Origin of the sequence: Ulvibacter antarcticus, assembly GCF_003688405.1 — a bacterium.
Taxonomy (GTDB): Bacteria; Bacteroidota; Bacteroidia; order Flavobacteriales; family Flavobacteriaceae; genus Ulvibacter; species Ulvibacter antarcticus.
On the sequence record NZ_REFC01000001.1, the window covers coordinates 1 to 26349 of the forward strand.

Genomic DNA, 26349 nt, shown 5'->3' on the forward strand with positions numbered 1-26349 from the left:
GTATTGAAATCATTACTTTTAGTCAAAATATGAATCGTCGGAATAGTCCGAACTCGCTTGCCCTTCTGAGTCTCACGCAGCTTCGGAGAATTGAGTTGAAACGAACGATTGATGGCTGAGCTGCTTCAAGCCGTACGCTGCGCCAGGCGCCACGATTCATATTCAAACACGTTAGCATTAATTAAAAAAGCATAAACTATAATTTAATAATTTAGACCAAAAATAAATAAAATGAAATACACAATAATTACGATTCTTTTGATAATTACGAATATCAATTTATACTCACAAACTGATTCTTTATCGAGAAAAGAAAAAATGAGTAACTTGAATGAGCGATTAAAAGAAAATAAATCAAAGTCTATTGGTTATTTTATTACTATAAAAGGAGAAAAAGTAGAAATTTACAGATTAAAAAATGCCATTGAAGCATTAATAGAAATCGGTTCAGCGACGGATTATGGGCTAACCGCAGAAAGACTTTTCTATCATGATGAGAAGGGAAAAGTAATCAAAGTAAAGCAAAAAAAAATATCAGAACTTTTTGTAGGCAATAATTATTACACAAGATTAAAAATAGGTAGCGCATTTGGCTTCAACCGTTTACATCAGGTAATAGCACAAAATAAAAACTATATTCTGACTGAGTATTTTTCCCACAGTTCCTTTTATTACTATTTATTTGATAAAAATAATCAAGTATTCGTTTACAAAAAACAACGATCTTCAAACAATACGAAAGATGACAAAAAATTTACAGAAAAATACCTTAAACCATATTTCAAAAATTGTCCCGAATTAATCTCTAAATTAGATGAAAATTTAAGTAAAGAATATAAAAAATCACTCGGTCAATCAAGTTATATAAGTAATTTGATGTTAGGTATTTCTAATTTTGAATGTCAATAATCTATGATTGAGTTCACTCCTAACTAATGCTAACACCGTATATCGCTTATGGCTAAGAGTGTAGTAAACAGTGAGTTTCTTACAAATAATTAACTATCTTGTAGGTCGGAATATGACGTAAAGCTTGCCCTTCTGAGTCTCACGCGGCTCTGAATAATTTGGAAAAAAGAACTAACTTAGTCGTGGTCGCCGCTTCAAGCCGCACGCTGCGCCAGGCGCCACAAGCGTTATACAAACCCGTTACCTTTAATTGCTAAAAAAACATCACCTAACATCAAGATTTATTGATTTTTTTTAAATATTGTTGTCTAAATCCATTACTCAAACCATTAAAATTGATTTTAAATTTTTGAGCATTAATATGAATTAATAATAAATGTAAAAAAGCACCTCCTAAATACATACTCAATTTCATTTTGCAATTTTCGGATTTTTTAAAACTATTATTTAAATCTTGAATATCGTCATATTTAGTCAAGATTAACTGTAAGAAGTCTAAATATTCACTGTAAGCATTGAATTCAATTGTATTGTCGTTTAAATACTTTTTATCAATTTTTTTCACTACCATTCCCGTTACTAGAACTGTGCATTCATTTTCATAAATCATCAAACCTATATCTTCAAGAAAACCTTTTACAGGTTCTATGACTTTTTCAAACTTATCATTAATCTTAGTTAAGCCAGAGTGTATGTTTGAAGAATGATGAAAAAAGTGAACTGTCATCAAAAGTAATCCTAAATCAATGCTAACAAATCTTATTAAATCTCCATTTAACAAATATGCAATCTCTGTTGAACCACCACCAATATCAATATAGACAATTTTATTAGTGAGTTTATTATTACTTTTTAAAATTGAATTACAACTTAATAAAACTTCTTCTTTCGGAGTTAAAACAAAAAGTTCAAGATTTGGAATAGCACATAAAATTTTTAAGGAAGTATTGGCATTTGTAGAATTTCTATATATACCAGTTGCAAAAGCAATTATTTTAGTTGTGGGTCTAGTCAGTTCTTTCAACCGTTTTTTTAATCTGTAGATGACGGATTTATTGAATACTTTTAATTGAAAATTTCCTTCTATGCTTATTAAATTATAGGGATTGACAATTGGAGGGCATAGATTTTCTTCGCCTCGCCAATCAAGAATTTTAGTTGCGTAAGACCCTAATTCAATGAAAATTAAATCATTCCCAATTATATTGTTGTTCATTCTAAAAACTTTTCGTAATTTTATTTCAAAGTTAAAACGACTTTAATTGCTGTTCAGAAACCTTGGGAAGTCAGCGCCCAAAATCTTTAGTTTTCCATTTACATAGGAGAATATTTAGGTTAAGCAATCTTTTGCTTACAATACCTAGCTATCGTTTTAACTTTGTTTCAAAAAATTACATCTAAAACTATAGCAACTTTCGTCAAGAGGTATACTATAGCTTTTATTATTCTTTCCAGTAATTCGGTTTAACTAAATCCAAAAAAACAGTGCGCTCGTCTGTCTAGGAAAAACGCACTGTAGTAATTACCAAATTCAGGCCAATGGCTTGAATTTATTTGGATAGAATTTCAGATTAAACAATTTAAACCGAAATCTATTCATAAAAGTAACATTTATTAATCTAAAAATGAATTTTTATGAAACCTACATTTATCAGAGAATTAGCAGGATGGGAATTATATCTTAATTTTGATGGGGAATATTTAGTAAAGACTCCCGATAACGAAATAGTGAAGTTTTTAATAAAACAAAAAGCAGAAACATATATTCTATATAAATTTTACAGTAGTTTTTGACTATTTTGTCTTATTATACTTGCGGAATGCGACTAAAGGTAACAACGTATAATAATCATGGCTTTTGAGCTGCTAAGTACTGTGTTTACTGCAAATAATGACTATATTGGTTTCTGAAAAATCGAGGAAGCTTGCCCTTCTGAGTCTCACGCAGCTCCGAATAATTGGAACTAAACGAAAAACAGAACAATTGTCGCTGCTTCAAGCCGCACGCTGCGCCAAGTGCCACGATTATTATACAAACCCGTTGTGCGTCATTTAAAAAAAACATCCGTTAGGATTTAATGTCAAAGAAAAAAAGAAACTTATCGATTGAAATTCTCATAAAAAAAATGGGAACGAATACTGGTACAGCAATCTCAATTCTGACTTTGATAGGTATGGGTTTTGGTGCTGGAGTATATTATCAAAATCTTGAAAAAAATGTTGAAATTATAGAGATCAAGAAAAACAATTTTATAGAACTAAAAAATTTAGTGCGTGAAATAGATAACCTGAAAATTGAAAACAAAGAATTAATCCTAAAAATCGCTGACTATGAGCAAGAAAAATCAGAATAGGTCAATCAGCGAATCTTTTAAATTAGTTTTAAAGAAATACAATACTTTAAAGCAAGGAAAAGACGGAAAAGAATTGGAAACAATTAATGAACTCGAAAAACTGACTAAAGAATTACTTAAATTTTTTAAAGGTTTTAGGAAAATTCTTTTAATGATGTCCTCGTTACTCGTAATACTTATCGCTTTGTTTTGTTTCTCTGTATATAAAAATATTGAGCTAACTAATATTAATTCAGAACTGGAAATTCAAAAAGTAGATTCAATTATGAAAACAATTATGGACATTAAAGAAACAGAAGTTGATAGTTTTACTACTCGAACCTCATACAAATATCAAAAGAAAGGAGATAAGATTGTTACTTATAAAAACTTGTTGGACGATAATGACAGTCTTCAAGAGCGAATAGATAGCTTAAGAATTTTACGTATAACACAAAAATCACAAATATCAACTTTGCGTCAAAAATTGGAAATGGCAAAAGATAATTACGGAATTAACTTTAGAGAATATTATAAAGTTAGAAATGGCGACACTACGAATTATATACAGATTCAAGGAAAGAAAATCGATTCGGCAATGATGTTATTAGTACATTACAGAAAAAACTTGACATACAATAAAGAAAAAGATTTATGGTACATCACGGAAAATCAAAAGGAAAAACAAGAATAAATCACGGAGAAAAAACGACGCACAACACTGCATATTAATCATGGCTTTTGAGCTGCAAAGTACTATGTTTGCTGCAAATAATTGACTATCTTGGTTTCTGAAAAATCGAACTCGCTTGCCTTTCTGAGTCTCACGCAGCTCCGAATAATTGGAACTAAACCGAGAACAGAAAAACTGTCGCTGCTGCCGCCAACGCGCTGCGCCAAGCGCCACGATTATTATACAAACCCGTTAGCAAAAATTTGAAACCAACCGTTATGAACAAAATAATTCTAACATCAATAAGTATAATTTTTGCTTTCAATTCAATTTTCGGACAAACAAACGAAGAAAAATATGCAGAAGACGTAAAATCAGTAGATGCGATAATAAACGCATATTATGATGTTGTTTCAGGTTCGAGTAGTGAACCTTGGGAATTTGAAAGAGATAAATTTATTCATTCAAAAAATGCTGCTATCACAAGATTAGACGAAAACGGAAAAGCGGAATCGCATACTCTTGAAGCGGAATATATTCCAATCGGATTATCACCGAAAGAAGATTTTTATGAAAAGGAACTTAAAAGAAAAGTTAGTAAATACGGAAATATTGCACAAGTTTGGAGCGCATTTGAAATACGAACTGACCCAAAAACTGAATCCAATGTTCGAGGACTAAATAGCGTTCAACTTCATTATGAAAATGGACGATGGTTTATAGACAGTTGGACTTGTGAAATGGAATCTGAAAAGAATACTTTAGTTACTGACTTTTTGAAAAAGGAATAAAAAAACTTTTGCTAACAATGTATAATAATCATGGCTTTTGGGCTGCAAAGCACTATGTTTACTACAAATAATTAACTATATTGGTTTCTGAAAAATCGAGGAAGCTTGCCTTTCTGAGTCTCACGCAGCTCCGAATAATTGGAACTAAACGAGGAACAGAAAAACTGTCGTTGCTTCGAGCCGCACGCTGCGCCAAGCGCCACGATTATTATACAAACCCGTTATGCATAATGCAAAAAAAATATGAGTGAAGAAAAATTCCATTTCGAAATCCCTAAGGGAAATATACGAAACGTAAAATATGATAAGCAGGGGTTTGCGCCAACTGTGCAAAGGATAAGTCATTCTGAACACGGAAAAAAGCTTATGACTCAAACTAAAGAATTTATTGCTACCGAGTTCAAGAAAAAAGATATTGAATACACCAGTGATTTATTTTTACAAATAGAAACACCCGAAAAAATAACAATTAAAAGTCAAAAGCAAAAAATTGAAAATCTTGGTTTTGAATTATTATCATTTTCTGCCAAAAATGAATCAATTGGAACCGCGAAGATTGGGAAAGAAAAGCTTGATGAGTTTGGAAAAAGATTGGAGAATTATATTGCTAGTCCTGAAAATATTGGCAAAACTTATTTTGCCCCAATCGAGAGTATTTCAAGTATTCCGCCTGAAAACAAAATAGACGAAGCAATTAATTATGAATCCGATGAAAGTATTGAAATAGTAATTAATCTTTTCAATGCTATATCAACAAAGGAATTGCTTGCGATAACAAACTCTATAGAAGTTGAACTAAGACAATTTTCCGATAATATAAACAAGCGTAACTTTAAAAACGGTGTTTCCTCCTTGCACTGTACAATACAAGCAAAATATTTGCCGCAAATCGCTACGGATTTCTCAACTATAAAAGAGATTAAAACTAGTCAAACATTTTTTATACCACAGGCACTTCCTTCCGACACTCTACCAAATCCATTAAAAATTAATCCAGTTAAATCTGATTCTTTAATTTGTATTGTCGATTCTGGTATTAATCGGAATGGTATAATGGATAATTTAATAAAAGACCAACTTATTTATATTGATCCATCATCCATTGATTGTGATTATAATCACGGAACTTTTGTTGCAAGTAGATGTGTTTTTGGGGATGATATAGATAATTGTCTCGGCACTCATAGTTTAAATCCATACTGTAATCTAATTGATTTATCTGTGTTCGGAGTTAATAATTTAGGTCAAGTAATAGGTCCGAGTGAATTTTTATTGAGAACAGCTATCGAAGATACCGTCACTAAATATGCTGACATCGTAAAAGTCTATAACTTATCCTTAGGAATTGATTCACCAATAAAAGATACTGAGTTTTCTGATTTAGCAAAATTATTGGACTTCCTTTCAAAAGAATATAAAGTACTATTCGTTATAGCTGCAGGAAATATTCGTGGACTTCTAGGAACTTTTCCAATTGATCACTATGCTAATCCACTATCTAGGATTGGTTGCCCTGCAGAATCACTTTTAGGGTTAACAATAGGTTCGATTGCCAAACATACGAATACAACCGCTTTATCAGATGTAAATTTTGTTTCGCCATTCTCAAGAAAAGGACCAGGAGCAGATAATGGAATTAAGCCTGAATTGGTGGCGCATGGTGGAAATTTTATTATACCCTATGCCTTCTCATCAAGACTATCAACTTATGGAATCTCAAAAGATGGTAAGAATTTAGCTGTTGATAATGGAACAAGTTACTCTGCCCCTTTAATCTCTCAATATGCACAAAGACTCTTCGATGCATATCCACAAAGTGACCCAAATCTAGTTAAAGGTTTATTATGTCATTTTACAGAACCTAGAAACAATCATGATGAATTAAGTGAATCTAGTTTAAACTATGTCGGCTTTGGAGAGCCAAATATTGAAAGAGCATTAACTGCTGGAGATCATAACGCTGCTTATATTTACGAAGGTCAATTAGACCAGGATAACTATCAATATATTGGTTTTCATATTCCAGTAACATTGAGAGCAGATGAAGAAGATACTAAATTACGGGTAAAAATAACAGTAACATATGACCCACCTGTAAACCCTGATAATGAAAAAGAGTATTCAGAAGCTAGAATATCAGCTACTCTCATTAAGAATACAACTAGTGGTATGAAAGATATAACGATTTCAGGTGATGATAAATATAATCTCCCTTGGAATCCCATAATTCAATTTGAAAAATCATTTAGTAGATCTTATTTGGCAGGACTATGGGAATTAAGACTTAGACTTTATACTAGAGGAAAAGTAAATGAAAATTATTTACAAGATTTCTCTGTTGTAATCGAAATCATCGATGAAAATGAAAAAACCGATGTTTATACTAATGTGAGTTCTGAATTTTCTGATATTTATAAAAAGATAGAAGTTACAATTGCTGCATAAGCACTATGCATAACAACGAATATGCAATCATGGCTTGTTTGGAATTTGAATTGAAATCCTTACTTTTAATCAAAATATGATGCGTCGGAACAATCCGAACACGCTTGCCTTTCTGAGTCTCACGCAGCTTCGGAGAATTGAGCCGAAACGAGCTAATAATGGCTGAGCTGCTTCAAGCCGCACGCTGCGCCAAGCGCCACGATTCATATTCAAACCCGTTATGTTTTATTAAGAAAAGTCGCTACATGGTAATAAAATCCAATGCTGGAAGTTCTGAAATTTCATCTCCATTCTATCAAATGAATGAAAAGTTCTGCGCTGAATTTGAAAACTATATTGCTTCTAAAAATGGTATGGTCAAAGGAACTTTCAATGCCTTTTCCTATCAAATCTTTGGTAAAATATCTGATCCAATTGAATGGGAGCTTTTTTATAAAAAATCTACTTTTACTAGTGGAAACCTAATTCTTTCGGCGAAACGACAGAATTTATTTGTTGCGGCTGAATGGAGTACGAAAAGAATTGGAACACATAATTCAGAATTTCTGATACGCAGAAAAACTAAATCTGATTATTTTAAAATGAAACTTCAAAGCAATTTATCAACTTTTGATTTCGATAAAGATTATGTAATAAAATCTGATTACCACGATCACCAATTAATTACGAATTTGTGTAATCAGTTGTCAGAGTTATTCGATACGAAAGAAATATATCTGATTGAACAAAAGGACGATAAATTAAAAATTGAACTAAGATCTGAGAAACATCATTTTGATATTTTCGAGAAGCTTCTAAGACAATAACAAAACATAACACCGCATATGAAATCATGGCTTGTTTGGAAATTGGATTGAAATTCCTACTTTTAATCAAAATATGATAGGTCGGAACAATCCGAACACGCTTGCCTTTCTGAGTCTCACGCAGCTTCGGAGAATTGAGCCGAAACGAGCTAATGATGGCTGAGCTGCTTCAAGCCGCACGCTGCGCCAAGCGCCACGATTCATATTCAAACCCGTTACTTTTAATCGCTCGGAAAGAAAAATCATCTGATTTCCTTTCCGAACTTCAAACTTAGAAAGAAGCTAATCCTTAAATTGACGAACCACTTCCCTATCTGATTTAAAAATGATACAATTTAATTTTATCAGTCTGATAATCTGAATTTTCCTATTTCAACTCAACTTCTGATTTAATTACTCTTACACTTTCGTCTAAATTCGGAAAGTCATTTCTGAGAACAATGGTTCTCGTAATTCGGCTGGTTCGTGTCTCGCACAAAAAGTAACAACGAATATGCAATCATGGCTTAGTGGGAAATTGAATTATATTTCCTAGTTTTAATCAAAATATGATTTGTCGGAACAATCCGAACACGCTTGCCCTTCTGAGTCTCACGCAGCTTCGGAGAATCGAGCCGAAACGAACTATTGATGGCAAAGCTGCTTCAAGCCGCACGCTACGCCAGGCGCCACGATTCATATTCAAACCCGTTACTTTCAATCGCTCGGAAAAAAATCATCTGATTTCCTTTCCGAACTCCAAACTAAGGAAAAAACTAATCCTCGAACGGACGAACCACTCTCTTATATCTGATCCAATTTTGATACGTTTTTAATATTTACAATTCGGTCAACTGAAAACTTTACTTTCAATTCAACTTCTGATGCAATTATTTTTACTCGATATTTTCAATCCGATAAGTCTATTTCTGAAAACAATGGCTTGTATTAATCATTAGGTTCGTGTCTCGCACAGAAAGTAACAATGTATAATAATCATGGCTTTTGAGCTGCAAAGTACTGTGTTTACTGCAAATATTTGACTATATTGGTTTCTGATAAATCGAGGGAGCTTGCCCTTCTGAGTCTCACGCAGCTTCGGAGAATCGAGCCGAAACGAACGATTGATGGCTGAGCTGCTTCAAGCCGCACGCTGCGCCAAGCGCCACGATTATTATACAAACCCGTTAGCCTACATATGAGAAACTGTCTACTTTGCAACGAAAATCCAGCTGATAAAAAAGGTTCTCACATAGTTCCTCACTTTCTTTCAAAACGAATTGATAATGAAGAAGGGGAAACTGGTAGAGATAAGGAAATGGGGTTTGTAATAACCCCTAAACAAACAACATCATATTTTGGTAGAGCTGTACTTCCCGAAAAGCTTGAAGAAGTTTATGGAGAAGTAACGGATGAACTTATTGAAAAGAATAATATTGACGGAGTTGTAGACAATTATTTCTGTACAAGTTGCGAATCAAATTTATCAGTCATCGAATCGGAATATGCTAACACTTTAAATCAAAATCCAGAGTTCGACCAAGTTTATGAAGGTTCGACATCAGGATTTGTCGCCTTCCTATTTTGGACTTCAATTATTTGGAGATTATCGATTCAAGATTATAGCGGATTTAAACTAAAAGTAAAAGAAGAAAAAAGATTAAATAGAATTTTAAAAAAATACCTGAAAAATAATCTGACTGAAATAAAACCAAATCCTTTAGATTCGGACTTAAATGATATTGGCTATAAATTACTGCGTTCGCCTCACTATTCCGACAAAAATTGGACTTGGCTTCATTGGCGTCCAAATTACGAAAGACCGTATTCGATTATGATTGACGAATATGTTTTGTTCTTGTATTTTAAAACAAGTCATTTAAAAGGTATGGTTATGGATTTTTACAGTTCAGAAAATTTGAAAAATAAAGCTGAATTTAATATTCCAACCGAGAATGAATCAATTTTTAGCGTTTCACATAAAGAATATTCGCTAATCGTGGAAAACATTAAGAATTATGGAGTTAAAGCAGTTGACAAAGAACTCGATACAAATTTGGATAAAATTCATCAACGTTTAGGAAAAAAAGGACAAATGAATGCTCAATTAAAAGCAGAGATAAAAAAGAAAATAGCGGATTCTAAAGTTGCTCTCGGACAAAAATTCACAATAAAGAATCAAGCTGAAATAATCAATGAAGCTATGTCAAAATATATAAATACGTAGGCTAACACCGTATATCGCTTATGGCTAAGAGTGTTGTAAACAGTGAGATTCTTACAAATAATTAACTATCTTGTAGGTCGGAATAAAACGTAAAGCTTGCCCTTCTGAGTCTCACGCGGCTCTGAATAATTTGAAAAAAAGAAGTAAATTAGTCGTGGTCGCCGCTTCAAGCCGCACGCTGCGCCAGGCGCCACAAGCGTTATACAAACCCGTTGTGCACAAGTAAAAAAAATCTAATCCGAAAATTATGAATAAAGCATTTTTAACGATACTGACTATAATTTTACTATTCTGTAGTTGCCAATCAACAGATAATAATTCAGTTTTAGAGAAAAACAAAGAAGTTGTTTTGGAGTATCACAAAGTTTGGAATGAAGGTAAATATGACAACTTAAATGACATACTAACTTCTGACTTTGTTTGTCATTATTTAACAAGTGAAGAATGGACAGGTATTGAAGATACTCAAAAAGCAATTTCGGACTGGAGAACACTTTTTCCAGATTGGAACGAAGAAATAGTTGACATCATTCAAGAAAAGGATAAAGTCGTAACTCGCTATAAAGCGACAGCAACTCATACCAGAACTTACGAAGGAATTGATTCAACAGGAGCGAAAATTGAAATATACGAAGTTTCGATTTATCGAATAAGTAATGGTAAAATAGCTGAACAATGGTGCTTTCCTGATGACCCAAGTATAAAAACACAAATTCTTAATTTTAAGAAATAATAGAAATACCTGTGCACAACAACGTATATCGCTTATGGCTAAGAGTGTTATAAACAGTGAGTTTCTTACAAATAATTAACTATCTTGTAGGTCGGAATAAGACGTAAAGCTTGCCCTTCTGAGTCTCACGCAGCTCCGAATAATTTGGTAAAAAGAAGTAACTTTGTAGTGGTCGCCGCTTCAAGCCGCACGCTGCGCCAGGCGCCACAAGCGTTATACAAACCCGTTGTGTGCCATTTAAAAACATCCTAGAAAATTATGAAACAATTGATTTACGGATTATTATTATTTGCTCTAATTAGTTGCGGACAGAATTTGGCAAATTTTTCTAAATCCGAACTATTATTATTTAATAATATAGAGTTTGAAAAAGAGATTTTGTCTGATTTAAAAAAATCAACTAATGCGGAGTTTTTTCAGCTAGAAATATCCGAACCTGGTTATGTTATTGACGAAAATGGAAAGAAAAGTAAAACAGGAATTGAAAAGTTAAACGGAATTTCATTTACTACATCCGAAAATCAAGCGTATGAAATTATAATGAAAAATCGAGTGGAATTGAAAAGTAAAGGTTATCAATTGTTTTTATCGGAAAGCGGATACGAAAGTCCTTCAACTGTATCGGTTATTAAATCATTAGACAAATTTGATATTCTTAGAATTCAAAAAACCGACGGAATTAATTTCGATATAGAAAATAAAGATGTTATCGAAAAGCTCAAAGTTTGGGACGAGACCTATGGAATTGAAATATTAGGAGCTGATTATGATTGGGTTGACTTAACTTTTAGTAAAGACATTGCTGATGTTAAAGCATTCGCAGAAGAAGTATACGACTTTTGCCCAGATTCAGCAGACCAAGGAGTTGGGGAAATAAGTGAGCTTGAAAGAATAATAAAAGAAGAAAAACGACTGTTATTGTGGTGGGATTAAAAACGGACACACAACAATGTATATTAATCATGGCTTTTGAGCTGCGAAGTACTGTGTTTACTGCAAATAATTTACTATATTGGTTTCTGAAAAATCGAGGAAGCTTGCCTTTCTGAGTCTCACGCAGCTTCGGACAATCGGAACTAAGATGAGAACAGGATAACTGTCGCTGCTTCAAGCCGCACGCTGCGCCAAGCGCCACGATTATTATACAAACCCGTTACCATAAATTGCTCGGAACAAAAATTCTTCTGAATTTTGTTCCGAACACCGAACTTTGGAAAAAGCTAATCCTCGAACTAACGAACCACGCTCCTATCTGATTTTAAATTGATTCAATTTTAATTTATCTTTCTGGTAATCTGAATGTTTCTATTTCAATTCAACTTCTGACTTATTTACTTTTACACGTTCGTTTTAATTCGAAAAGTCATTTTCTGAAAACAGTAGTTTGCCTCTATTCAATGGTTCGTGTCTCGCAACTTAAGGTAACAATGTATAAAAATCATGGCTTGTCAGCTGAAAAGTATAATGTTTGCTACAAATATTTAACTATCTTGGTTTCTGATAAATCGAGGAAGCTTGCCTTTCTGAGTCTCACGCAGCTCCAAATAATTGGAACTAAAACGAGAACAGAATAACTGTCGCTGCTTCAAGCCGCACGCTGCGCCAAACGCCACGATTGTTATACAAACCCGTTACCATAAATTGCTCGGAGCAAAAATTCTTCTGAATTTTGTTCCGAACACCGAACTTTGGAAAAAGCTAATCCTCGAACTAACGAACCACGCTCCTATCTGATTTTAAATTGATTCAATTTTAATTTATCTTTCTGGTAATCTGAATGTTTCGATTTCAATTCAACTTCTGATTTATTTACTTTTACACGTTCGTTTTAATTCGAAAAGTCATTTTCTGAAAACAGTAGTTTGCCTCTATTCAATGGTTCGTGTCTCGCAACTTAAGGTAACAATGTATAATAATCATGGCTTTTGAGCTGCAAAGTACTGTGTTTACTGCAAATAATTGACTATATTGGTTTCTGAAAAATCGAGGATGCTTGCCTTTCTGAGTCTCACGCAGCTCCGAATAATTGGAACTAAGAAGAGAATTGAAAAGATGTCGCTGCTTCAAGCCGCACGCTGCGCCAAGCGCCACGATTATTATACAAACCCGTTGGGCAACATATAAACACTCACGTTAAAATGAAAAAATCTAAAGAAACAACCGATAAGGATAACCAATTTATTTTGGAAGTTTTGAAAAATACAAAAAGCGACCAACTAGAAAGTCCACCATATCCTGATGTAGATTCTAATACAACTGATTTGGAGAAAGAAGATAAGTCTGATATTTTAGAGTACGAGCAAATTAATAAAGGAATTATATTCTTAAAAAAACTATCAACAAAACAACGTGAACGACTTTTAGGTTTATTAAAAAAAGTTCAAGAAATTCAAACATCTGAATTAAGTAAAACCGAAAAAACAACTGAAATAAAAAAAGTTTTATGGACTGACCAATCACCGAGATCTAAATTATTTATTGGTGGATTTCTCGGCACAATTGTGGGACTGATGATTTTTGGTACTGGCGGAATTGGAATCGCGGGTTTAGGAGGCGCCATCGGTGTTTGGGGATTTCTAGCTGGAACTACTGGCGGAATCTTAATATCATCGATTATTCAGAACTTTGAGAAGAATAATAAGGAATAAATACATTGCCCAACCACGTATATTAATCATGGCTTTTGAGCCGGAAAGTACTGTATTTACTGCAAATAATTGACTATATTGGTTTCTGATAAATCGAGGAAGCTTGCCCTTCTGAGTCTCACGCAGCTCTGAATAATTGGAACTAAGAAGAGATTTGAAGAACTGTCGCTGCTTCAAGCCGCACGCTGCGCCAAGCGCCACGATTATTATACAAACCCGTTAGGCATAATTAATACCGATGCATCGTCCTGAAATAGGTTGACTAAAAATTAAACCTTTTAGCACCTATCCTAATGAAAGACAAAAAACCACCCTGCCGAAAAACTTCCTACAAGAAAATAGGTTTCGATTTAAAGCTGACCATTATCGATCAGATTCAAAACGGACGAATTTCCGTAAACCATGCTTCAGAAAAATTTCAAGTTTCAAGATCCTCTATTGATTACTGGTTAAAAAAATACAGTACCTTAGAACAAAAGAAACTTGGTATGAGCAAGAAAAATGAAATCAAAAAGCTAAAGGAACGGATCGAAGAACTTGAGTTCGTAAAAGACTTTCAGCAGGATATCATTGCTGATATGGAACTGATCACCGGAGTCGATTTATCAAAAAAGTCGTTGCCCAAAACATTAGCAGACGAAATAGAAAAAAAGAAACAAAACCGTTTAAAAGAAAATGGTTGATCGAATGTTTTGGGATTAGTAAACAAGCCTTCTATAAACGACTTAAAGCACACGCCCGAAAAGAACAACAAGAACAGTTGCTCTTTGAAATGGTCAGGGATTGCAGAAAAAAAATAAGCCAGCGAACCGGTGGAAGAAAACTCTATAACTTGCTTCAAACGCAAATGCAACAGCAAAATATACACATAGGAAGAGATAAGTTCTTTCGGTTTCTAAGAGCTCATAACCTGCTGGTTCCAAGAACCAAAAGACATTTTATAACCACCAATTCTAAACATCAGTTTTACAAATACAAAAACCTCATTAAAGACAAAGCCCCAACCCGATCCGAACAGCTCTGGGTAAGTGACATCACCTATATAAAAACCGAGAAAGGAAATAGTTTCCTGGCTCTGGTCACAGACGCCTATTCTAAGCAAATTATGGGCTATAAACTGGCATCGCATATGAGAACATCACTTTGTACCGATGCACTGGCTATGGCCATTAAAAATAGAAAATATCCAAATATGAAGTTGATTCATCATTCTGACAGAGGAATTCAGTATTGCAATCCAGCATATACGAGCTTTGCCGAGTTAAACAACATTACCTTATCGATGACCCAACAATACGATCCATACGAAAATGCAGTAGCCGAAAGAATCAACAGAACCCTTAAATATGAATTTGGACTCAAACGAACTATAAAAAATGTTACCTTAGCTAAGAAGATCATTAAAAGAGCAGTCGCCATTTACAATACTAAAAGACCGCATTTTAGTTTAAATCTTCAAACACCGAAATTTGTTCATAGTAATCAAGGAATTGAGTACCGTTCCTACAAAATGAACAAAGAAAATTTAGAACTTTTGACCTTTTAAGTAATGAAAAATGAACCAAAAAAAGGTCAACCTATATCAGGACAATACATGACGTTAACGAAAATAAATCAACTTCCAAATAAAGATATAAAAGCCAAAATGAAATTATGATTAAATATCTCTTTAGCAGACACATTATATATAGTTTACTGATACTAGTATTTTATATTTCTTGTAATGGACAAGTCAAAACTAAACCAACCGATCATTTGAAAAATACAGATACAATTACTATTGGAACACCTAAACTTGTAAAAACACAAGGTTCTGGCGTTAGTCATAATGTACATTGTAGTCTTAAAGATACACAAGGAAATCTTTGGTTTGGCACTACTGGGGAAGGTGTTTACCGTTATGATGGTAAATTATTCACTCAATTTACTATCGGTTTAAGTACTAATTCTGTTGGGGCTATTTTAGAAGATAAAAGTGGAAATATTTGGTTTGGAACCGATGATGGTTTATATAAGTTTAATGGAAAAGAGATAGTCGCTGTTCCTTTTGATAAAATAAATTCAAGAGTAACAATACTATCTATGATGCAGCGTGAAAATGGAACACTTTGGTTTGGAACTAACAAGGGAGTTTATAGGTATAAAGAGAACGTATTTTCTGCTTTTCTAAACAATGAAAGCATACTAAACAGTGATAGTTTACATCTTAAAAACACTGAATCAATGTTAGAAGATAAAAACGGAAACATCTGGTTTGGTTCTTATGTAGGTGAAGGTATATCCTTTTTTGATGGTAAGACTTTAGCTCGACTTAAACCAAATGTTACTATAAAGCATTTTGGCTATGTGAGGGTCCCATCCATTATGGAAGATAGTGCTGGATTTATTTGGTTTGGAACTAGTGATGGAGCTTTCCGTTTCGATGGAAAAGAGTTAACCAAGATTGGTAAAAAAGAGGGTATCAATAGTGTGTATACTATTGTTGAAGATAAAAATGGAAATTTTTGGTTTTCAACAGAGAGCATAACCGGACAAATTGACTATACAGGTGGGGTTTGGCGTTTCGATGGGAAATCTTTTACTCAATTCACAACAAAAGATAGACTTGTTCATAATGCTGTATTTTCTATAGTTGAAGATAACGATGGAAACCTTTGGTTCGGAACTAGAAACACAGGTTTAAGTAAATACGATGGGGAAAACTTCACAACATTTTCTGAATAAAAAAACTAAAAATTTGAATAATCAAAACTTTCGTGAAAAATATGGCAGCCGCTAACAACGTATAACATTTATGGCGCTCCTCTGTAATAATTGAAAAGTCTTAACAAATATTAGTAAATTGTACTTCCGAAAAATACGAACTCGCTTGCCGGCTGATTCGCACGCGGCTCAGTTAATTTGGAACAAAAAAGATGATGGTTGCTTTCGCCGCTTCAAGCCGCACGCTGCGCCAAGCGCCACAAACGTTATACAAACCCGTTGTACGCAAGTTATCAAATAACGATTTCATAATTAATAATAAATTAGTATGATAGATATTAAAGTAGAAGGAAAAATAGTGAATCTTTATAGAGATGAAGAAGAATCACCTATTTATCAAATCAGAATTTCTCAACTAGATCATTCAAGAACAGAAAATGGCAAGATTATCTCTGAATGGATTGACCATTTAATGTCCAAAACATGGATGGAAGACGGAACCCTGTACAAGCTTGCAAGTTTAATAAATGAACTGAATCCTCGGAATAAAATAGACTGGTCTGAAAGTTTTTTTCCAGTGGAAAAACGACAATATTTAAGTCATGTTAAAAAAACTAAACAAATTGTATCCGGTAATAAGAAAGAATCAATTGACATTGATGATATAAAGGAAAGTTTGACAATTGGCGTCGAGGAGCAAAATGAATCTGTAAATGGTGAGATATCTAAGATTGTGGAAATAAATCTACAGAAATATGGCCTAAAATAACCAGCGTACAACAACGAATAAGTCATCATGGCTTATTTCAAAATAGAATTATGTCAGCTACAAATATTTGACTAAATTGGTTCTCGGAATAAGCCGAACACGCTTGCCCTTCTGAGTCTCACGCAGCTTCGGAAAGTTGAGCTGAAACGAGCGATTGATGGCAAAGCTGCTTCAAGCCGCACACTGCGCCAAGCGCCACAATGCTTATTCAAACCCGTTACATAAAATAGCTCGGGAAAAAAATCATCTGATTTCCTTTCCGGGCAAATCATTGGAAATGATGATGTTATTGCGAAGGAGAAAAATCCCGCATCTGACAAAATTAATGGTTCGTTTCGATTCCGAATGGCTTACGACTAAATTCATTTTCATTCTCTTCCCGATATTTCTATTTTATTATTAAAAGTCATAATGGTATTAACGTGAAGTCGGAAAATCGTGCTTCTGATAAAATTATTTGTTAACTCTTTTGCGTTAAGCATGCGACTGAAAACCAAGTTCCTTCCCTGCCCGACGGTTCGTGTCTCGCTACTTAATGTAACAATGTATATGAAAACATGGCTTAGTGGAAAATTGAATTGAAATTATTACTTTTAATCATAATATGAATCGTCGGATTAATCCGAACTTGCTTGCCTTTCTGAATCTCACGCAGCTTCGGAAAATTGAGCCGAAACGAACTAATGATTGCTGTAGCTGCTTCAAGCCGCACGCTGCGCCAAACGCCACGTTTCATATACAAACCCGTTACCACACATTTTTTTACCAACCTAATGAAAAAACTGATTATAATTTCATTGAATGTTGTTCTTCTGATATTCCTTCAGAGCTGCGCTACTTTCAATGAGAATTTCAATAATCAGATAAAACTAAACGAATTGAACTTGTCTGAATTGGATGGACGATATGAGATAGTTCCTTCTGAGTCTCAAATGATACTCAAAAATTCGAAAAAAGAAGTTAAAAACTACTCCGACTTCTACTCTAAAATTAATAAAGTTACAATTGAGAATAATATAACAATAGATAGTCTAAAAAAATATTATTTTCAATTAAGTACAATGTCTGATAAAACTATTAAAATAAGCTACTTTGAGAACAATCAAATTATAAAAGAGCAGGTTCTTCCGACTAAGCTAAAGAATGATGGTTATCTTTACGTTAGAACGAATAAACAGAATATTCGTGGTGTCCCATTTATAGTTGGTGGAATTGATATCGTTAAATCGAGAATGACATTAGACAATGATCAAAATTTAATATTTGATCAATCTGAATACAGTGGTGGCGCCCTATTTTTAATAATATTTAAGGGTAGCTCCAATTATAATTACAGATATAAATTTAAAGAAGTACATTAAAAACGTGAGGTAACAATGTATAATAATCATGGCTTTTGGGCTGCAAAGTACTATGTTTACTACAAATAATTGACTATATTGGTTTCTGATAAATCGAGGAAGCTTGCCTTTCTGAGTCTCACTCAGCTCCGAATAATTGGAACTAAAACGAGAACTGGAAAACTGTCGCTGCTTCAAGCCGCACGCTGCGCCAAGCGCCACGATTATTATACAAACCCGTTAGCAAAAAGCCCGAATCAACACTCAGATGAATTTGAATAAACCCTCTAAAGAACTACTTGATATTCTTCATCTTACTCAAGAAAAACTTCTTACAGCCGAAAGAATCAAGTTTGAGAAAAATATTGAATGGAGACGGAAAATGATACCTGATGGTCCTGGCATATATGCCCTGTTTGAGAAGAATAATAAATTACTGTACATAGGAGAAAGCGGAAGTTTGCGTGAGAGAATGGGTGAAATAAATAGAACAGTCAATCATTCTTTCAGAAAACAGATAGACCATATAAGATTCAACGGAGTTAAATCAAGTAAAAAATATAATTCTGAGGTGGAAACCAAGTTGGACAAATTCTTTGATGAAGAAATTTATGTATCATTCGTAGAGGTATATTTTGGAAGATTAGAAATTGAAGAATTTATGATTTCAAATCATCAAATGTTTTTGACAAATTCCTTTAAAAAAAGAAAGTTTAAAACAGTAATGGATTACCTCAGAGACTTCAAATAAAAGGGCCATTTGCTAACAATGTATAGTGTTCATTGCTTGTTCGGTAATAATTTTGAATTTTTAGAAAATATTTAGCTAAATTGGTTGGCGGAACAATCCGAACTCGCTTGCCCTTCTGAGTCTCACGCAGCTTCGGAGAATTGAGCCGAAACGAGACTTGGTGGCTGTCGCTGCTTCAAGCCGCACGCTGCGCCAAGCGCAACAAACATTATACAAACCCGTTGTGTGTAATTAATAACAAATTCTATTTTTTAATTGAAAAAGAAACATAAAGAATATCAAATAGAAAAATTCTTTCAGTCAATCGATAATAAATTTGACCGTGGAGTCAATCAGTCTATTCAAGAATTAAATAATGCTTTTGATGAAATTGGGTCTGATCTTGAATATTGGGCTACTATGTCCCAAAACAATCCAAAAGAATATAATGAAGCTGAAGAAAGGATAAACGAATTTGGAAGCTCAATTTCTGAGCAAATGCATGAAAAAATTAACAACGGTACTTTTATTGAAGAAGAATTATCTGCCCTATATGAGATGAAAATCATCTATTCCTTTAAGCATTTGGAGATAAATTTAAAACGATTTTTAATAATGTTTTATGAAGATAATAGTATTTCAAAAACATATAAATGGGAAAACATAATCGAGTATTTAAAAGGTAGAAATATTGACTTGTCCAATATTGCTGGTTACAAAGAGGTAAATGAATTAAGGAATGTAAACAATTCATTAAAACACTCTATCAATAGTCTTGACAAGAGCTTGAATTCAATCAAGGAGTTTAAAAATAATTCCACAAAAGATCACTCTAATTTAAGTAGGTTTTATGAAAGAATTGAAGACTCATCTATACTATTCCTATCATCATTATCAGAAGAAATAATTAAAGAATTCTACGATTTCAATGACACGAAAATAAAAATATTAGCCGAGCATGTTACCACCGGAATGAATAAGGAAACATCTGAAAAGTTAATTTTAAAAATTAAGGACATATTTTCTTAACTACACATAACATTAACTACACACAACAACGTATATCGCTTATGGCTAAGAGTGTTGTAAACAGTGAGTTTCTTACAAATAATTAGCTATCTTGTAGGTCGGAATAAGACGTAAAGCTTGCCCTTCTGAGTCTCACGCGGCTCCGAATAATTTGAAAAAAGAAGTAACTTTGTAGTTGTCGCCGCTTCAAGCCGCACGCTGCGCCAGGCGCCACAAGCGTTATACAAACCCGTTAGCATACATTTAGAAAAAAATTAATCGCAGAAAATAATATTTATGAATAAAACAATTTTAACATTTTTAGCAGTCGGACTTATTAATCTAAGTTGTTCGGCACAAGTAAAGAAATCTAATCTCGAAATTGAAGCTGAAAAATGGACTAAAGAACTTATCAGCGAAGATGGAATTAATTATTGTGAGGAAAATTCACCATCACTTTCGGAATTTTTAAAACAAATGTCATCAAGCGAGTCTGATATAAATAGTGACGGAATAAAAGATGGACTTTTTTATTATAGATATAATTCTTGTGGTGGAACTGCAAACTTTTCTGATTTATCAATGCTTACTTACTCTGAAAATGGAAAATTAGTTACAGATAAAAATTTCACTCAGACAATTATCAAAAAAATTAAAAGCAATCTAAGTAAAAAACAGTTATCGGAATTTGGAGCAGCCACTGTAAATTTTAAAGGTTTAGGCAATTCTGTTATTGGTACTTATTCTGTTTGGGTTGGGGAAGACCCAAATGGTTTTCCGAGTATTAATGGAATGTTTCAGTATAGTCCAGATTCGGAATACCCCTATTTTGAAACGAGCTTGTTTGCGGAATAAACGTATGCTAACAACGTATATCAATCATGGCTTTTAGGCTGCAAAGTACTGTGTTTGCTACAAATAATTGACTATATTGGTTTCTGATAAATCGAACAAGCTTGCCTTTCTGAGTCTCACGCAGCTCCGAACAATTGGAACTAAACCGAGAACTGGAAAACTGTCGCTGCTTCAAGCCGCACGCTGCGCCAAGCGCCACGATTGTTATACAAACCCGTTGGCAACAATATTGGAAAAATTTGCATGTGATTCATATTTGGTGTAAATTTACATCAAAATCATTATTATGACAAGGCAAAGCATATCATTCACCAAGCCAAATGATGAATGGCTGAAAACTCAAGTTAACAATCAAGAATATTCTAGTAAAAGCGAACTCGTTAATGATTTGATTAGACAGGTAAGAAATCAGCAAGTACAAATTGATTGGATAAGAGCTAAGATTGACCAGGCTGAAAAAAGTGGATTTACTGACGATGGGAAAGAGCAAATACTAAAACAATCGAAGTCTTTACTTAATGGCTAAATATAGATTAAGTAATACGGCTAAAGAGGATCTGATTCGAATACATCATTACGGGGTCAAAAAATTTGGAATTAACCAAGCTGATAAATATTACGATGCCTTTTTTGATTATTTTGTGACTATTGCTGAACGACCGTTTTCTTTTGAATCAGTCGATTTTATTAAAAGCGGATATAGACGATGTGTATGCGGATCTGATAGTATTTACTACAAAATAAATCATGGAGTTGTAGAAATCATGACAATTATTGGTAGACAAGATTTAAAGAATATTCTTTAGTTTCGAGGAAAACAATACAGTTGCCAACAACGTATAATAATCATGGCTTTTGGGCTGCAAAGTACTGTGTTTACTGCAAATAATTGACTATATTGGTTTCTGATAAAATCGAACTCGCTAGCCTTTCTGAGTCTCACGCAGCTCCGAATAATTGGAACTAAATGAAGAACAGAACAACTGTCGCTGCTTCAAGCCGCACGCTGCGCCAAGCGCCACGATTATTATACAAACCCGTTAGGGCAAATACAAACACAAAAATGAATTATCACGTTAGAATATCATTAAAATCACAAAAATCAAGTGACGAAACTAAAAATGATTTTAGTGAAGAACAATTATTAGTTCGAGTTATTGAACCCTATGAACAAGGAGAGCCGATTATAATGAATGGTAAAACGATTCAACCAAATGATATAGATAGAATTCAAATTAGTAAAAGTTCAGAATCAAGTGAACAAATAATTGAGAAAATAAAAATTGAGAATAGAAACAGCAACGTAATCAGTATAGGTGGACCAAGTTACGCTTGGAGAGCAGCATCTCGAGCGAATGATGTTACTGATGAATTAATATCTGGACCAGTAGGCTATAAAAAGGGGAAAACTCCAAAAAAAACAATTACATCGAATAAGAAATCTAATAATAAAGTATTTGTTGTGCATGGTCACGATACAGGACTAAAAAATGATATTGATATATTTTTAAGGGACATAGGGTTAGAACCAGTAATACTGCATAGGCAAGCTGATGAAGGTCTGACGATCATTGAAAAATTTGAAAAACATTCCGATGTTTCTTACGCATTTATATTATTAACACCTGATGATGTAGGAATGACAGTCTTTGAATATGAAAAACATGATAAAGATAAGGACAAAGAGTTTGAGTTAAGAGCAAGGCAAAATGTGATATTTGAATTTGGATATTTTGCTGCTAAATTAGGTAGACGTAATGTTTGTTGTATCTATAAGGATGGAGTTACATTACCAAATGATATTGCAGGTTTACTTTATAAAAAAGTAACTGAATCAGTTGATTCAATTGGATATGAAATAATTAAAGAATTGAGAGCAATAGGCTTTAAAATTGAGGTATAAAGTACTTGCCCTAACAATGTATAATAATCATGGCTTTTGGGCTGCAAAGTACTGTGTTTACTGAAAATAATTCACTATATTGGTTTCTGAAAAATCGAGGAAGCTTGCCTTTCTGAGTCTCACGCAGCTCCGAATAATTGGAACTAAGAAGAGAATTGGAGAACTGTCGCTGCTTCAAGCCGCACGCTGCGCCAAGCGCCACGATTATTATACAAACCCGTTGTACACAAGCTTTTAAATGAACAAAACTATAAATGAAATAGTCAACCGATTAAAAAAATATCCAGAAGTGGAATATAAATTGGATGAAAATTCAATAACAGTAAATCCAAAATGTAAAAATGGATTTCCAGTATCTATGACTTCTGATGGAAACGGAAATTACACTGTTGCTTTTGATTTTTGGCACGAGGAATTTGATAATGAAAATGATGCTCTGAATTGTTTTGCTTTCGGATTATCAAAAGATTGTCGACTAAAGCTGACCAAGAAAGGTGAAAAACCAATTAAATGGACAGTGGAATCTAATGATAACGGAATTTGGATAAAGGACAGCTCTACGGGAATATTAAATTTTACCTTTTGGAAAAAAGCTGAATTTGAATATTTACAAAACGATTTAATTAAAAGCATTGCGGATTAAAAGCCAGTGTACAACTGTGTATATGAAAACATGGCTTTACAGAAAATTGAATTTAAATTATTACTTTTAGTCAAAATTATGATTCGTCGGAATATTCCGAACACGCTTGCCTTTCTGAGTCTCACGCAGCTTCGGAGAATTGAGCCGAAACGAAACTTGGTGGCTGTCGCTGCTTCAGGCCGCACGCTGCGCCAAGCGCAACAAACATTATACAAACCCGTTACCCATAATTTGGAAACCGAACTAAAACGACAACCATTAGAATATAATTATGATAATTATCAAAAGATTAATTGGTCAATTTTCATAATTACAATTCTCGGTATAATAATTTTTCTCTTACAGCTTAAGATGAAATTACTGATTCTCGGATCAATTGTTTTATTATGTTTAATCATTTTCTATTCAATAATTCTGATGTTTTCAAAAAATGGTTTGGCGGCAAAAAATAATGATCTTTATAAAGCTGATTTCTTTTCGGATAAACTAATATTTAAAAGAAAAGTCAAATTATCGGACAATCCTAATTTCTCAATTTTGAAATTAAGAAAAAGACAAAAGGTAGTGTTTTCAGTAGCCAGTACTGATGCATCATATGGTCTGATTAACTATGACATCTTTCTATTGAATGAAAAACACACTAAAAAAAAGTATGTAATGTCACTGCGAAATGAAATGATTAGTAAAAAGGCATCTGAATTCATTTCAATGAACAGTAATTTAAAATTTGAAATTTATAGTCCAGATTTCAGCTGAACAAACTATGGGTAACAATGTATAATAATCATGGCTTTTGGGCTGCAAAGTACTGTGTTTACTGCAAATAATTGACTATATTGGTTTCTGATAAATCGAGGAAGCTTGCCTTTCTGAGTCTCACGCAGCTCCGAATAATTGGAACTAAACCGAGAACTGGAAAACTGTCGCTGCTTCAAGCCGCACGCTGCGCCAAGCGCCACGATTATTATACAAACCCGTTACCATAAATTGCTCGGAACAAAAATTCTCCTGAATTTTGTTCCGAACACCGAACTTTGGAAAAAGCTAATCCTCGAACTAACGAACCACGCTCCTATCTGATTTTAAATTGATTAAATTTTAATTTATCTTTCTGGTAATCTGAATGTTTAGATTTCAATTCAACTTCTGATTTATTTACTTTTACACGTTCGTTTTAATTCGAAAAGTCATTTTCTGAAAACAGTAGTTTGTCTCTATACAATGGTTCGTGTCTCGCAACTTAAGGTAACAATGTATAAAAATCATGGCTTTTGAGCTGAAAAGTATGATGTTCGCTGCAAATAATTAACTATCTTGGTTTCTGATAAATCGAGGAAGCTTGCCTTTCTGAGTCTCACGCAGCTCCGAATAATTGGAACTAAACCGAGAACAGAATAACTGTCGCTGCTTCAAGCCGCACGCTACGCCAAGCGCCACGATTGTTATACAAACCCGTTGGTAACAATTAAAACTTTAATACATATTGATAGAAATAAGTAAAAAACAACTGATTCTTCTGATTGGAATTGGAGCCTTCATTTTTAATTCGATAAACGGATTTACCTATTTAGCTAAAGTATTAGTTCGCGATTTACAAGTTTGGTTAGATCAAAAACCTATTTACAATTTTTGGATTACAGAACTTAGTATGATTCTGATATTCACACTAATTGGAATTCATGTAATTTATAAACTGACCAAAAAGCAAAAAGTATCTGATAAAGAACTTATGAAAATATTTCTTTTATGGATAATTGCATATTTCGTAATTCAATTATCGCAATATTTTTATACGGTTTATGGAACTAGATTTGTTATGGAAAATAAGCATAATGAATATGGTAACTATGCTGATTTTATACGTGAAGATTACACATTGCAATCTTTCCAGTCGATTTTTATTTTTTCTAGATATCTGATTTTTGCGGTAATAGTATATTTCGGACAAAAAACTGTTACCAACCATGTATAATAATCATGGCTTTTGAGCTGCAAAGCACTGTATTTACTGCAAATAATTGACTATATTGGTTTCTGAAAAATCGAGGAAGCTTGCCTTTCTGAGTCTCACGCAGCTCCGAATAACTGGAACTAAACGAAGAACAGGACAACTGTCGCTGCTTCAAGCCGCACGCTGCGCCAAGCGCCACGATTATTATACAAACCCGTTGTGCAACATTTACATACCATCGCTTTTGAAGAATAATGAAATGATAATTTACTGTTTACTTTATCCAATTCTAACAATGACTTTATGTATGATTTGGATTTCTCAAACCACTATACCAGGTATAATAAGTGGAATGATACCTTATGTTGTTGGACTTCTTTTACTAATTGTTTTTGTGATAGATATTACACTTATTCTAATTTTCAGAAAAAAAATAAAAAGTTTGAAGAGTAAAGTCATTTCATTAATTATCGGATTCTTTATTTATGAACTTGTGATGTGGGTTTTAGGAGGTGATATTGTGTTATTTGAATCGTTTAAAAAATCCTTTACGGAAAATACCGATGGCGCTTTTTCGTTTTCATCAATTTTTGCGCTCTTAATTATTCTAGGTCTGATTTTCATAAATAAAAGAATAACTGATAAAAAAACATTGCACAACCATGTATAATAATCATGGCTTTTGGGCTGCAAAGTACTGTGTTTACTGCAAATAATTGACTATATTGGTTTCTGAAAAATCGAGGAAGCTTGCCTTTCTGAGTCTCACGCAGCTCCGAATAATTGGAACTAAACTAAGAACAGAACAACTGTCGCTGCTTCAAGCCGCACGCTGCGCCAAGCGCCACGATTATTATACAAACCCGTTGTGCTTCATTATTTGGAAATACAATTGAGTAATTA

Annotated in this window: 27 protein-coding genes; 26 read left to right on the forward strand and 1 reads right to left on the reverse strand. The window is 33.5% G+C overall.

Annotation, left to right across the window (positions count from 1 at the left end):
* Nucleotides 1-231: 231 nt before the first annotated feature.
* Nucleotides 232-909, forward strand: a complete 678-nt coding sequence (locus BXY75_RS00005) for a hypothetical protein (protein WP_121905659.1) — start codon at nucleotides 232-234, stop codon at nucleotides 907-909.
* A gap of 274 nt (nucleotides 910-1183) precedes the next feature.
* Here the strand turns inward: BXY75_RS00005 and BXY75_RS00010 are convergent, their stop codons facing one another.
* Nucleotides 1184-2125 (reverse strand): Ppx/GppA phosphatase family protein, encoded by a 942-nt coding sequence (locus BXY75_RS00010; RefSeq protein ID WP_121905660.1) that lies wholly within the window; start codon nucleotides 2123-2125, stop codon nucleotides 1184-1186.
* A 419-nt stretch (nucleotides 2126-2544) separates the two neighbouring features.
* On the opposite strand from BXY75_RS00010, the gene BXY75_RS17040 reads away from it, so the two are divergent.
* The 25 genes from BXY75_RS17040 to BXY75_RS00130 all read left to right on the forward strand — a co-directional run bounded on the left by BXY75_RS17040 (nucleotide 2545) and on the right by BXY75_RS00130 (nucleotide 26116).
* Nucleotides 2545-2703 carry a hypothetical protein gene (locus BXY75_RS17040; RefSeq protein WP_170152822.1) on the forward strand — a complete coding sequence of 53 codons (159 nt, stop codon included), beginning with the start codon at nucleotides 2545-2547 and terminating at the stop codon, nucleotides 2701-2703.
* A 284-nt stretch (nucleotides 2704-2987) separates the two neighbouring features.
* Nucleotides 2988-3263, forward strand: coding sequence for a hypothetical protein (locus BXY75_RS00015; RefSeq protein WP_121905661.1), 276 nt, complete (start codon nucleotides 2988-2990; stop codon nucleotides 3261-3263).
* Complete coding sequence (locus BXY75_RS00020) at nucleotides 3241-3936, forward strand: CHASE3 domain-containing protein (protein ID WP_121905662.1); 696 nt, start codon at nucleotides 3241-3243, stop codon at nucleotides 3934-3936. The genes BXY75_RS00015 and BXY75_RS00020 overlap by 23 nt, the downstream gene beginning before the upstream one ends.
* Before the next feature lie 257 nt (nucleotides 3937-4193).
* Nucleotides 4194-4706, forward strand: coding sequence for a hypothetical protein (locus BXY75_RS00025; protein ID WP_121905663.1), 513 nt, complete (start codon nucleotides 4194-4196; stop codon nucleotides 4704-4706).
* 243 nt (nucleotides 4707-4949) lie between these two features.
* Nucleotides 4950-7151 (forward strand): S8 family peptidase, encoded by a 2202-nt coding sequence (locus BXY75_RS00030; RefSeq protein WP_121905664.1) that lies wholly within the window; start codon nucleotides 4950-4952, stop codon nucleotides 7149-7151.
* A 245-nt stretch (nucleotides 7152-7396) separates the two neighbouring features.
* Nucleotides 7397-7957 carry a hypothetical protein gene (locus BXY75_RS00035; RefSeq protein ID WP_121905665.1) on the forward strand — a complete coding sequence of 187 codons (561 nt, stop codon included), beginning with the start codon at nucleotides 7397-7399 and terminating at the stop codon, nucleotides 7955-7957.
* A 1297-nt stretch (nucleotides 7958-9254) separates the two neighbouring features.
* Nucleotides 9255-10163 carry a hypothetical protein gene (locus BXY75_RS00040; protein WP_147437202.1) on the forward strand — a complete coding sequence of 303 codons (909 nt, stop codon included), beginning with the start codon at nucleotides 9255-9257 and terminating at the stop codon, nucleotides 10161-10163.
* 247 nt (nucleotides 10164-10410) lie between these two features.
* Entirely contained in the window at nucleotides 10411-10896 is a 486-nt protein-coding gene (locus tag BXY75_RS00045) for an ester cyclase (RefSeq protein ID WP_121905667.1), read from the forward strand.
* 258 nt (nucleotides 10897-11154) lie between these two features.
* Complete coding sequence (locus BXY75_RS00050; protein WP_121905668.1) at nucleotides 11155-11829, forward strand: DUF4253 domain-containing protein; 675 nt, start codon at nucleotides 11155-11157, stop codon at nucleotides 11827-11829.
* Between the two features lie 1205 nt (nucleotides 11830-13034).
* Nucleotides 13035-13544: a hypothetical protein gene (locus tag BXY75_RS00055; protein ID WP_121905669.1), complete on the forward strand. Its 510-nt coding sequence runs from the start codon at nucleotides 13035-13037 to the stop codon at nucleotides 13542-13544.
* 293 nt (nucleotides 13545-13837) lie between these two features.
* A complete protein-coding gene (locus BXY75_RS00060; RefSeq protein ID WP_121905670.1) occupies nucleotides 13838-14227 on the forward strand; it encodes a helix-turn-helix domain-containing protein in 390 nt (129 codons plus the stop codon).
* The gene (locus tag BXY75_RS00065; protein ID WP_170152823.1) at nucleotides 14224-15090 is read left to right on the forward strand and encodes an IS3 family transposase; all 867 of its coding nucleotides are present in this window, start codon (nucleotides 14224-14226) and stop codon (nucleotides 15088-15090) included. Before BXY75_RS00060 ends, BXY75_RS00065 begins: the two co-directional genes overlap by 4 nt.
* 209 nt (nucleotides 15091-15299) lie before the next feature.
* Entirely contained in the window at nucleotides 15300-16268 is a 969-nt protein-coding gene (locus tag BXY75_RS00070; protein WP_170152824.1) for a ligand-binding sensor domain-containing protein, read from the forward strand.
* Nucleotides 16269-16575: 307 nt separating this feature from the next.
* Nucleotides 16576-17016, forward strand: coding sequence for a hypothetical protein (locus BXY75_RS00075; protein WP_121905673.1), 441 nt, complete (start codon nucleotides 16576-16578; stop codon nucleotides 17014-17016).
* Between the two features lie 665 nt (nucleotides 17017-17681).
* Nucleotides 17682-18377 carry a hypothetical protein gene (locus tag BXY75_RS00080; RefSeq protein ID WP_147437203.1) on the forward strand — a complete coding sequence of 232 codons (696 nt, stop codon included), beginning with the start codon at nucleotides 17682-17684 and terminating at the stop codon, nucleotides 18375-18377.
* 247 nt (nucleotides 18378-18624) lie between these two features.
* On the forward strand, nucleotides 18625-19107 hold the full coding sequence (locus BXY75_RS00085) for a GIY-YIG nuclease family protein (RefSeq protein ID WP_121905675.1): 483 nt from the start codon (nucleotides 18625-18627) through the stop codon (nucleotides 19105-19107).
* Nucleotides 19108-19362: 255 nt separating this feature from the next.
* Nucleotides 19363-20115 (forward strand): hypothetical protein, encoded by a 753-nt coding sequence (locus BXY75_RS00090; protein ID WP_121905676.1) that lies wholly within the window; start codon nucleotides 19363-19365, stop codon nucleotides 20113-20115.
* Nucleotides 20116-20391: 276 nt separating this feature from the next.
* Entirely contained in the window at nucleotides 20392-20949 is a 558-nt protein-coding gene (locus BXY75_RS00095) for a hypothetical protein (RefSeq protein WP_121905677.1), read from the forward strand.
* Nucleotides 20950-21235: 286 nt separating this feature from the next.
* Nucleotides 21236-21475: a ribbon-helix-helix domain-containing protein gene (locus BXY75_RS00100; protein ID WP_121905678.1), complete on the forward strand. Its 240-nt coding sequence runs from the start codon at nucleotides 21236-21238 to the stop codon at nucleotides 21473-21475.
* Nucleotides 21468-21755 (forward strand): type II toxin-antitoxin system RelE/ParE family toxin, encoded by a 288-nt coding sequence (locus BXY75_RS00105; protein ID WP_121905679.1) that lies wholly within the window; start codon nucleotides 21468-21470, stop codon nucleotides 21753-21755. The genes BXY75_RS00100 and BXY75_RS00105 overlap by 8 nt, the downstream gene beginning before the upstream one ends.
* Before the next feature lie 161 nt (nucleotides 21756-21916).
* The gene (locus tag BXY75_RS00110) at nucleotides 21917-22852 is read left to right on the forward strand and encodes a TIR domain-containing protein (protein WP_211331796.1); all 936 of its coding nucleotides are present in this window, start codon (nucleotides 21917-21919) and stop codon (nucleotides 22850-22852) included.
* Between the two features lie 238 nt (nucleotides 22853-23090).
* Entirely contained in the window at nucleotides 23091-23495 is a 405-nt protein-coding gene (locus BXY75_RS00115; protein WP_121905681.1) for a hypothetical protein, read from the forward strand.
* A gap of 30 nt (nucleotides 23496-23525) precedes the next feature.
* A complete protein-coding gene (locus BXY75_RS00120; protein ID WP_121905682.1) occupies nucleotides 23526-24251 on the forward strand; it encodes a hypothetical protein in 726 nt (241 codons plus the stop codon).
* Nucleotides 24252-24978: 727 nt separating this feature from the next.
* Nucleotides 24979-25467, forward strand: coding sequence for a hypothetical protein (locus BXY75_RS00125; protein WP_121905683.1), 489 nt, complete (start codon nucleotides 24979-24981; stop codon nucleotides 25465-25467).
* Between the two features lie 286 nt (nucleotides 25468-25753).
* Nucleotides 25754-26116 carry a hypothetical protein gene (locus BXY75_RS00130; RefSeq protein WP_121905684.1) on the forward strand — a complete coding sequence of 121 codons (363 nt, stop codon included), beginning with the start codon at nucleotides 25754-25756 and terminating at the stop codon, nucleotides 26114-26116.
* Nucleotides 26117-26349: the final 233 nt, after the last annotated feature.

Coding starts and splice junctions, on each gene's coding strand:
- BXY75_RS00130 (WP_121905684.1), top strand. CDS start 25,754: ATGATTTGGATTTCTCAAACCACTATACCAGGTATAATAAGTGGAATG.
- BXY75_RS00095 (WP_121905677.1), top strand. CDS start 20,392: ATGAATAAAACAATTTTAACATTTTTAGCAGTCGGACTTATTAATCTA.
- BXY75_RS00050 (WP_121905668.1), top strand. CDS start 11,155: ATGAAACAATTGATTTACGGATTATTATTATTTGCTCTAATTAGTTGC.
- BXY75_RS00005 (WP_121905659.1), top strand. CDS start 232: ATGAAATACACAATAATTACGATTCTTTTGATAATTACGAATATCAAT.
- BXY75_RS00035 (WP_121905665.1), top strand. CDS start 7,397: ATGGTAATAAAATCCAATGCTGGAAGTTCTGAAATTTCATCTCCATTC.
- BXY75_RS17040 (WP_170152822.1), top strand. CDS start 2,545: ATGAAACCTACATTTATCAGAGAATTAGCAGGATGGGAATTATATCTT.
- BXY75_RS00110 (WP_211331796.1), top strand. CDS start 21,917: ATGAAGAACAGAACAACTGTCGCTGCTTCAAGCCGCACGCTGCGCCAA.
- BXY75_RS00115 (WP_121905681.1), top strand. CDS start 23,091: ATGAACAAAACTATAAATGAAATAGTCAACCGATTAAAAAAATATCCA.
- BXY75_RS00060 (WP_121905670.1), top strand. CDS start 13,838: ATGAAAGACAAAAAACCACCCTGCCGAAAAACTTCCTACAAGAAAATA.
- BXY75_RS00075 (WP_121905673.1), top strand. CDS start 16,576: ATGATAGATATTAAAGTAGAAGGAAAAATAGTGAATCTTTATAGAGAT.
- BXY75_RS00055 (WP_121905669.1), top strand. CDS start 13,035: ATGAAAAAATCTAAAGAAACAACCGATAAGGATAACCAATTTATTTTG.
- BXY75_RS00040 (WP_147437202.1), top strand. CDS start 9,255: ATGGGGTTTGTAATAACCCCTAAACAAACAACATCATATTTTGGTAGA.
- BXY75_RS00015 (WP_121905661.1), top strand. CDS start 2,988: ATGTCAAAGAAAAAAAGAAACTTATCGATTGAAATTCTCATAAAAAAA.
- BXY75_RS00010 (WP_121905660.1), bottom strand. CDS start 2,125: ATGAACAACAATATAATTGGGAATGATTTAATTTTCATTGAATTAGGG.
- BXY75_RS00030 (WP_121905664.1), top strand. CDS start 4,950: ATGAGTGAAGAAAAATTCCATTTCGAAATCCCTAAGGGAAATATACGA.
- BXY75_RS00025 (WP_121905663.1), top strand. CDS start 4,194: ATGAACAAAATAATTCTAACATCAATAAGTATAATTTTTGCTTTCAAT.
- BXY75_RS00085 (WP_121905675.1), top strand. CDS start 18,625: ATGAATTTGAATAAACCCTCTAAAGAACTACTTGATATTCTTCATCTT.
- BXY75_RS00045 (WP_121905667.1), top strand. CDS start 10,411: ATGAATAAAGCATTTTTAACGATACTGACTATAATTTTACTATTCTGT.
- BXY75_RS00020 (WP_121905662.1), top strand. CDS start 3,241: ATGAGCAAGAAAAATCAGAATAGGTCAATCAGCGAATCTTTTAAATTA.
- BXY75_RS00120 (WP_121905682.1), top strand. CDS start 23,526: ATGGCTTTACAGAAAATTGAATTTAAATTATTACTTTTAGTCAAAATT.
- BXY75_RS00105 (WP_121905679.1), top strand. CDS start 21,468: ATGGCTAAATATAGATTAAGTAATACGGCTAAAGAGGATCTGATTCGA.
- BXY75_RS00100 (WP_121905678.1), top strand. CDS start 21,236: ATGACAAGGCAAAGCATATCATTCACCAAGCCAAATGATGAATGGCTG.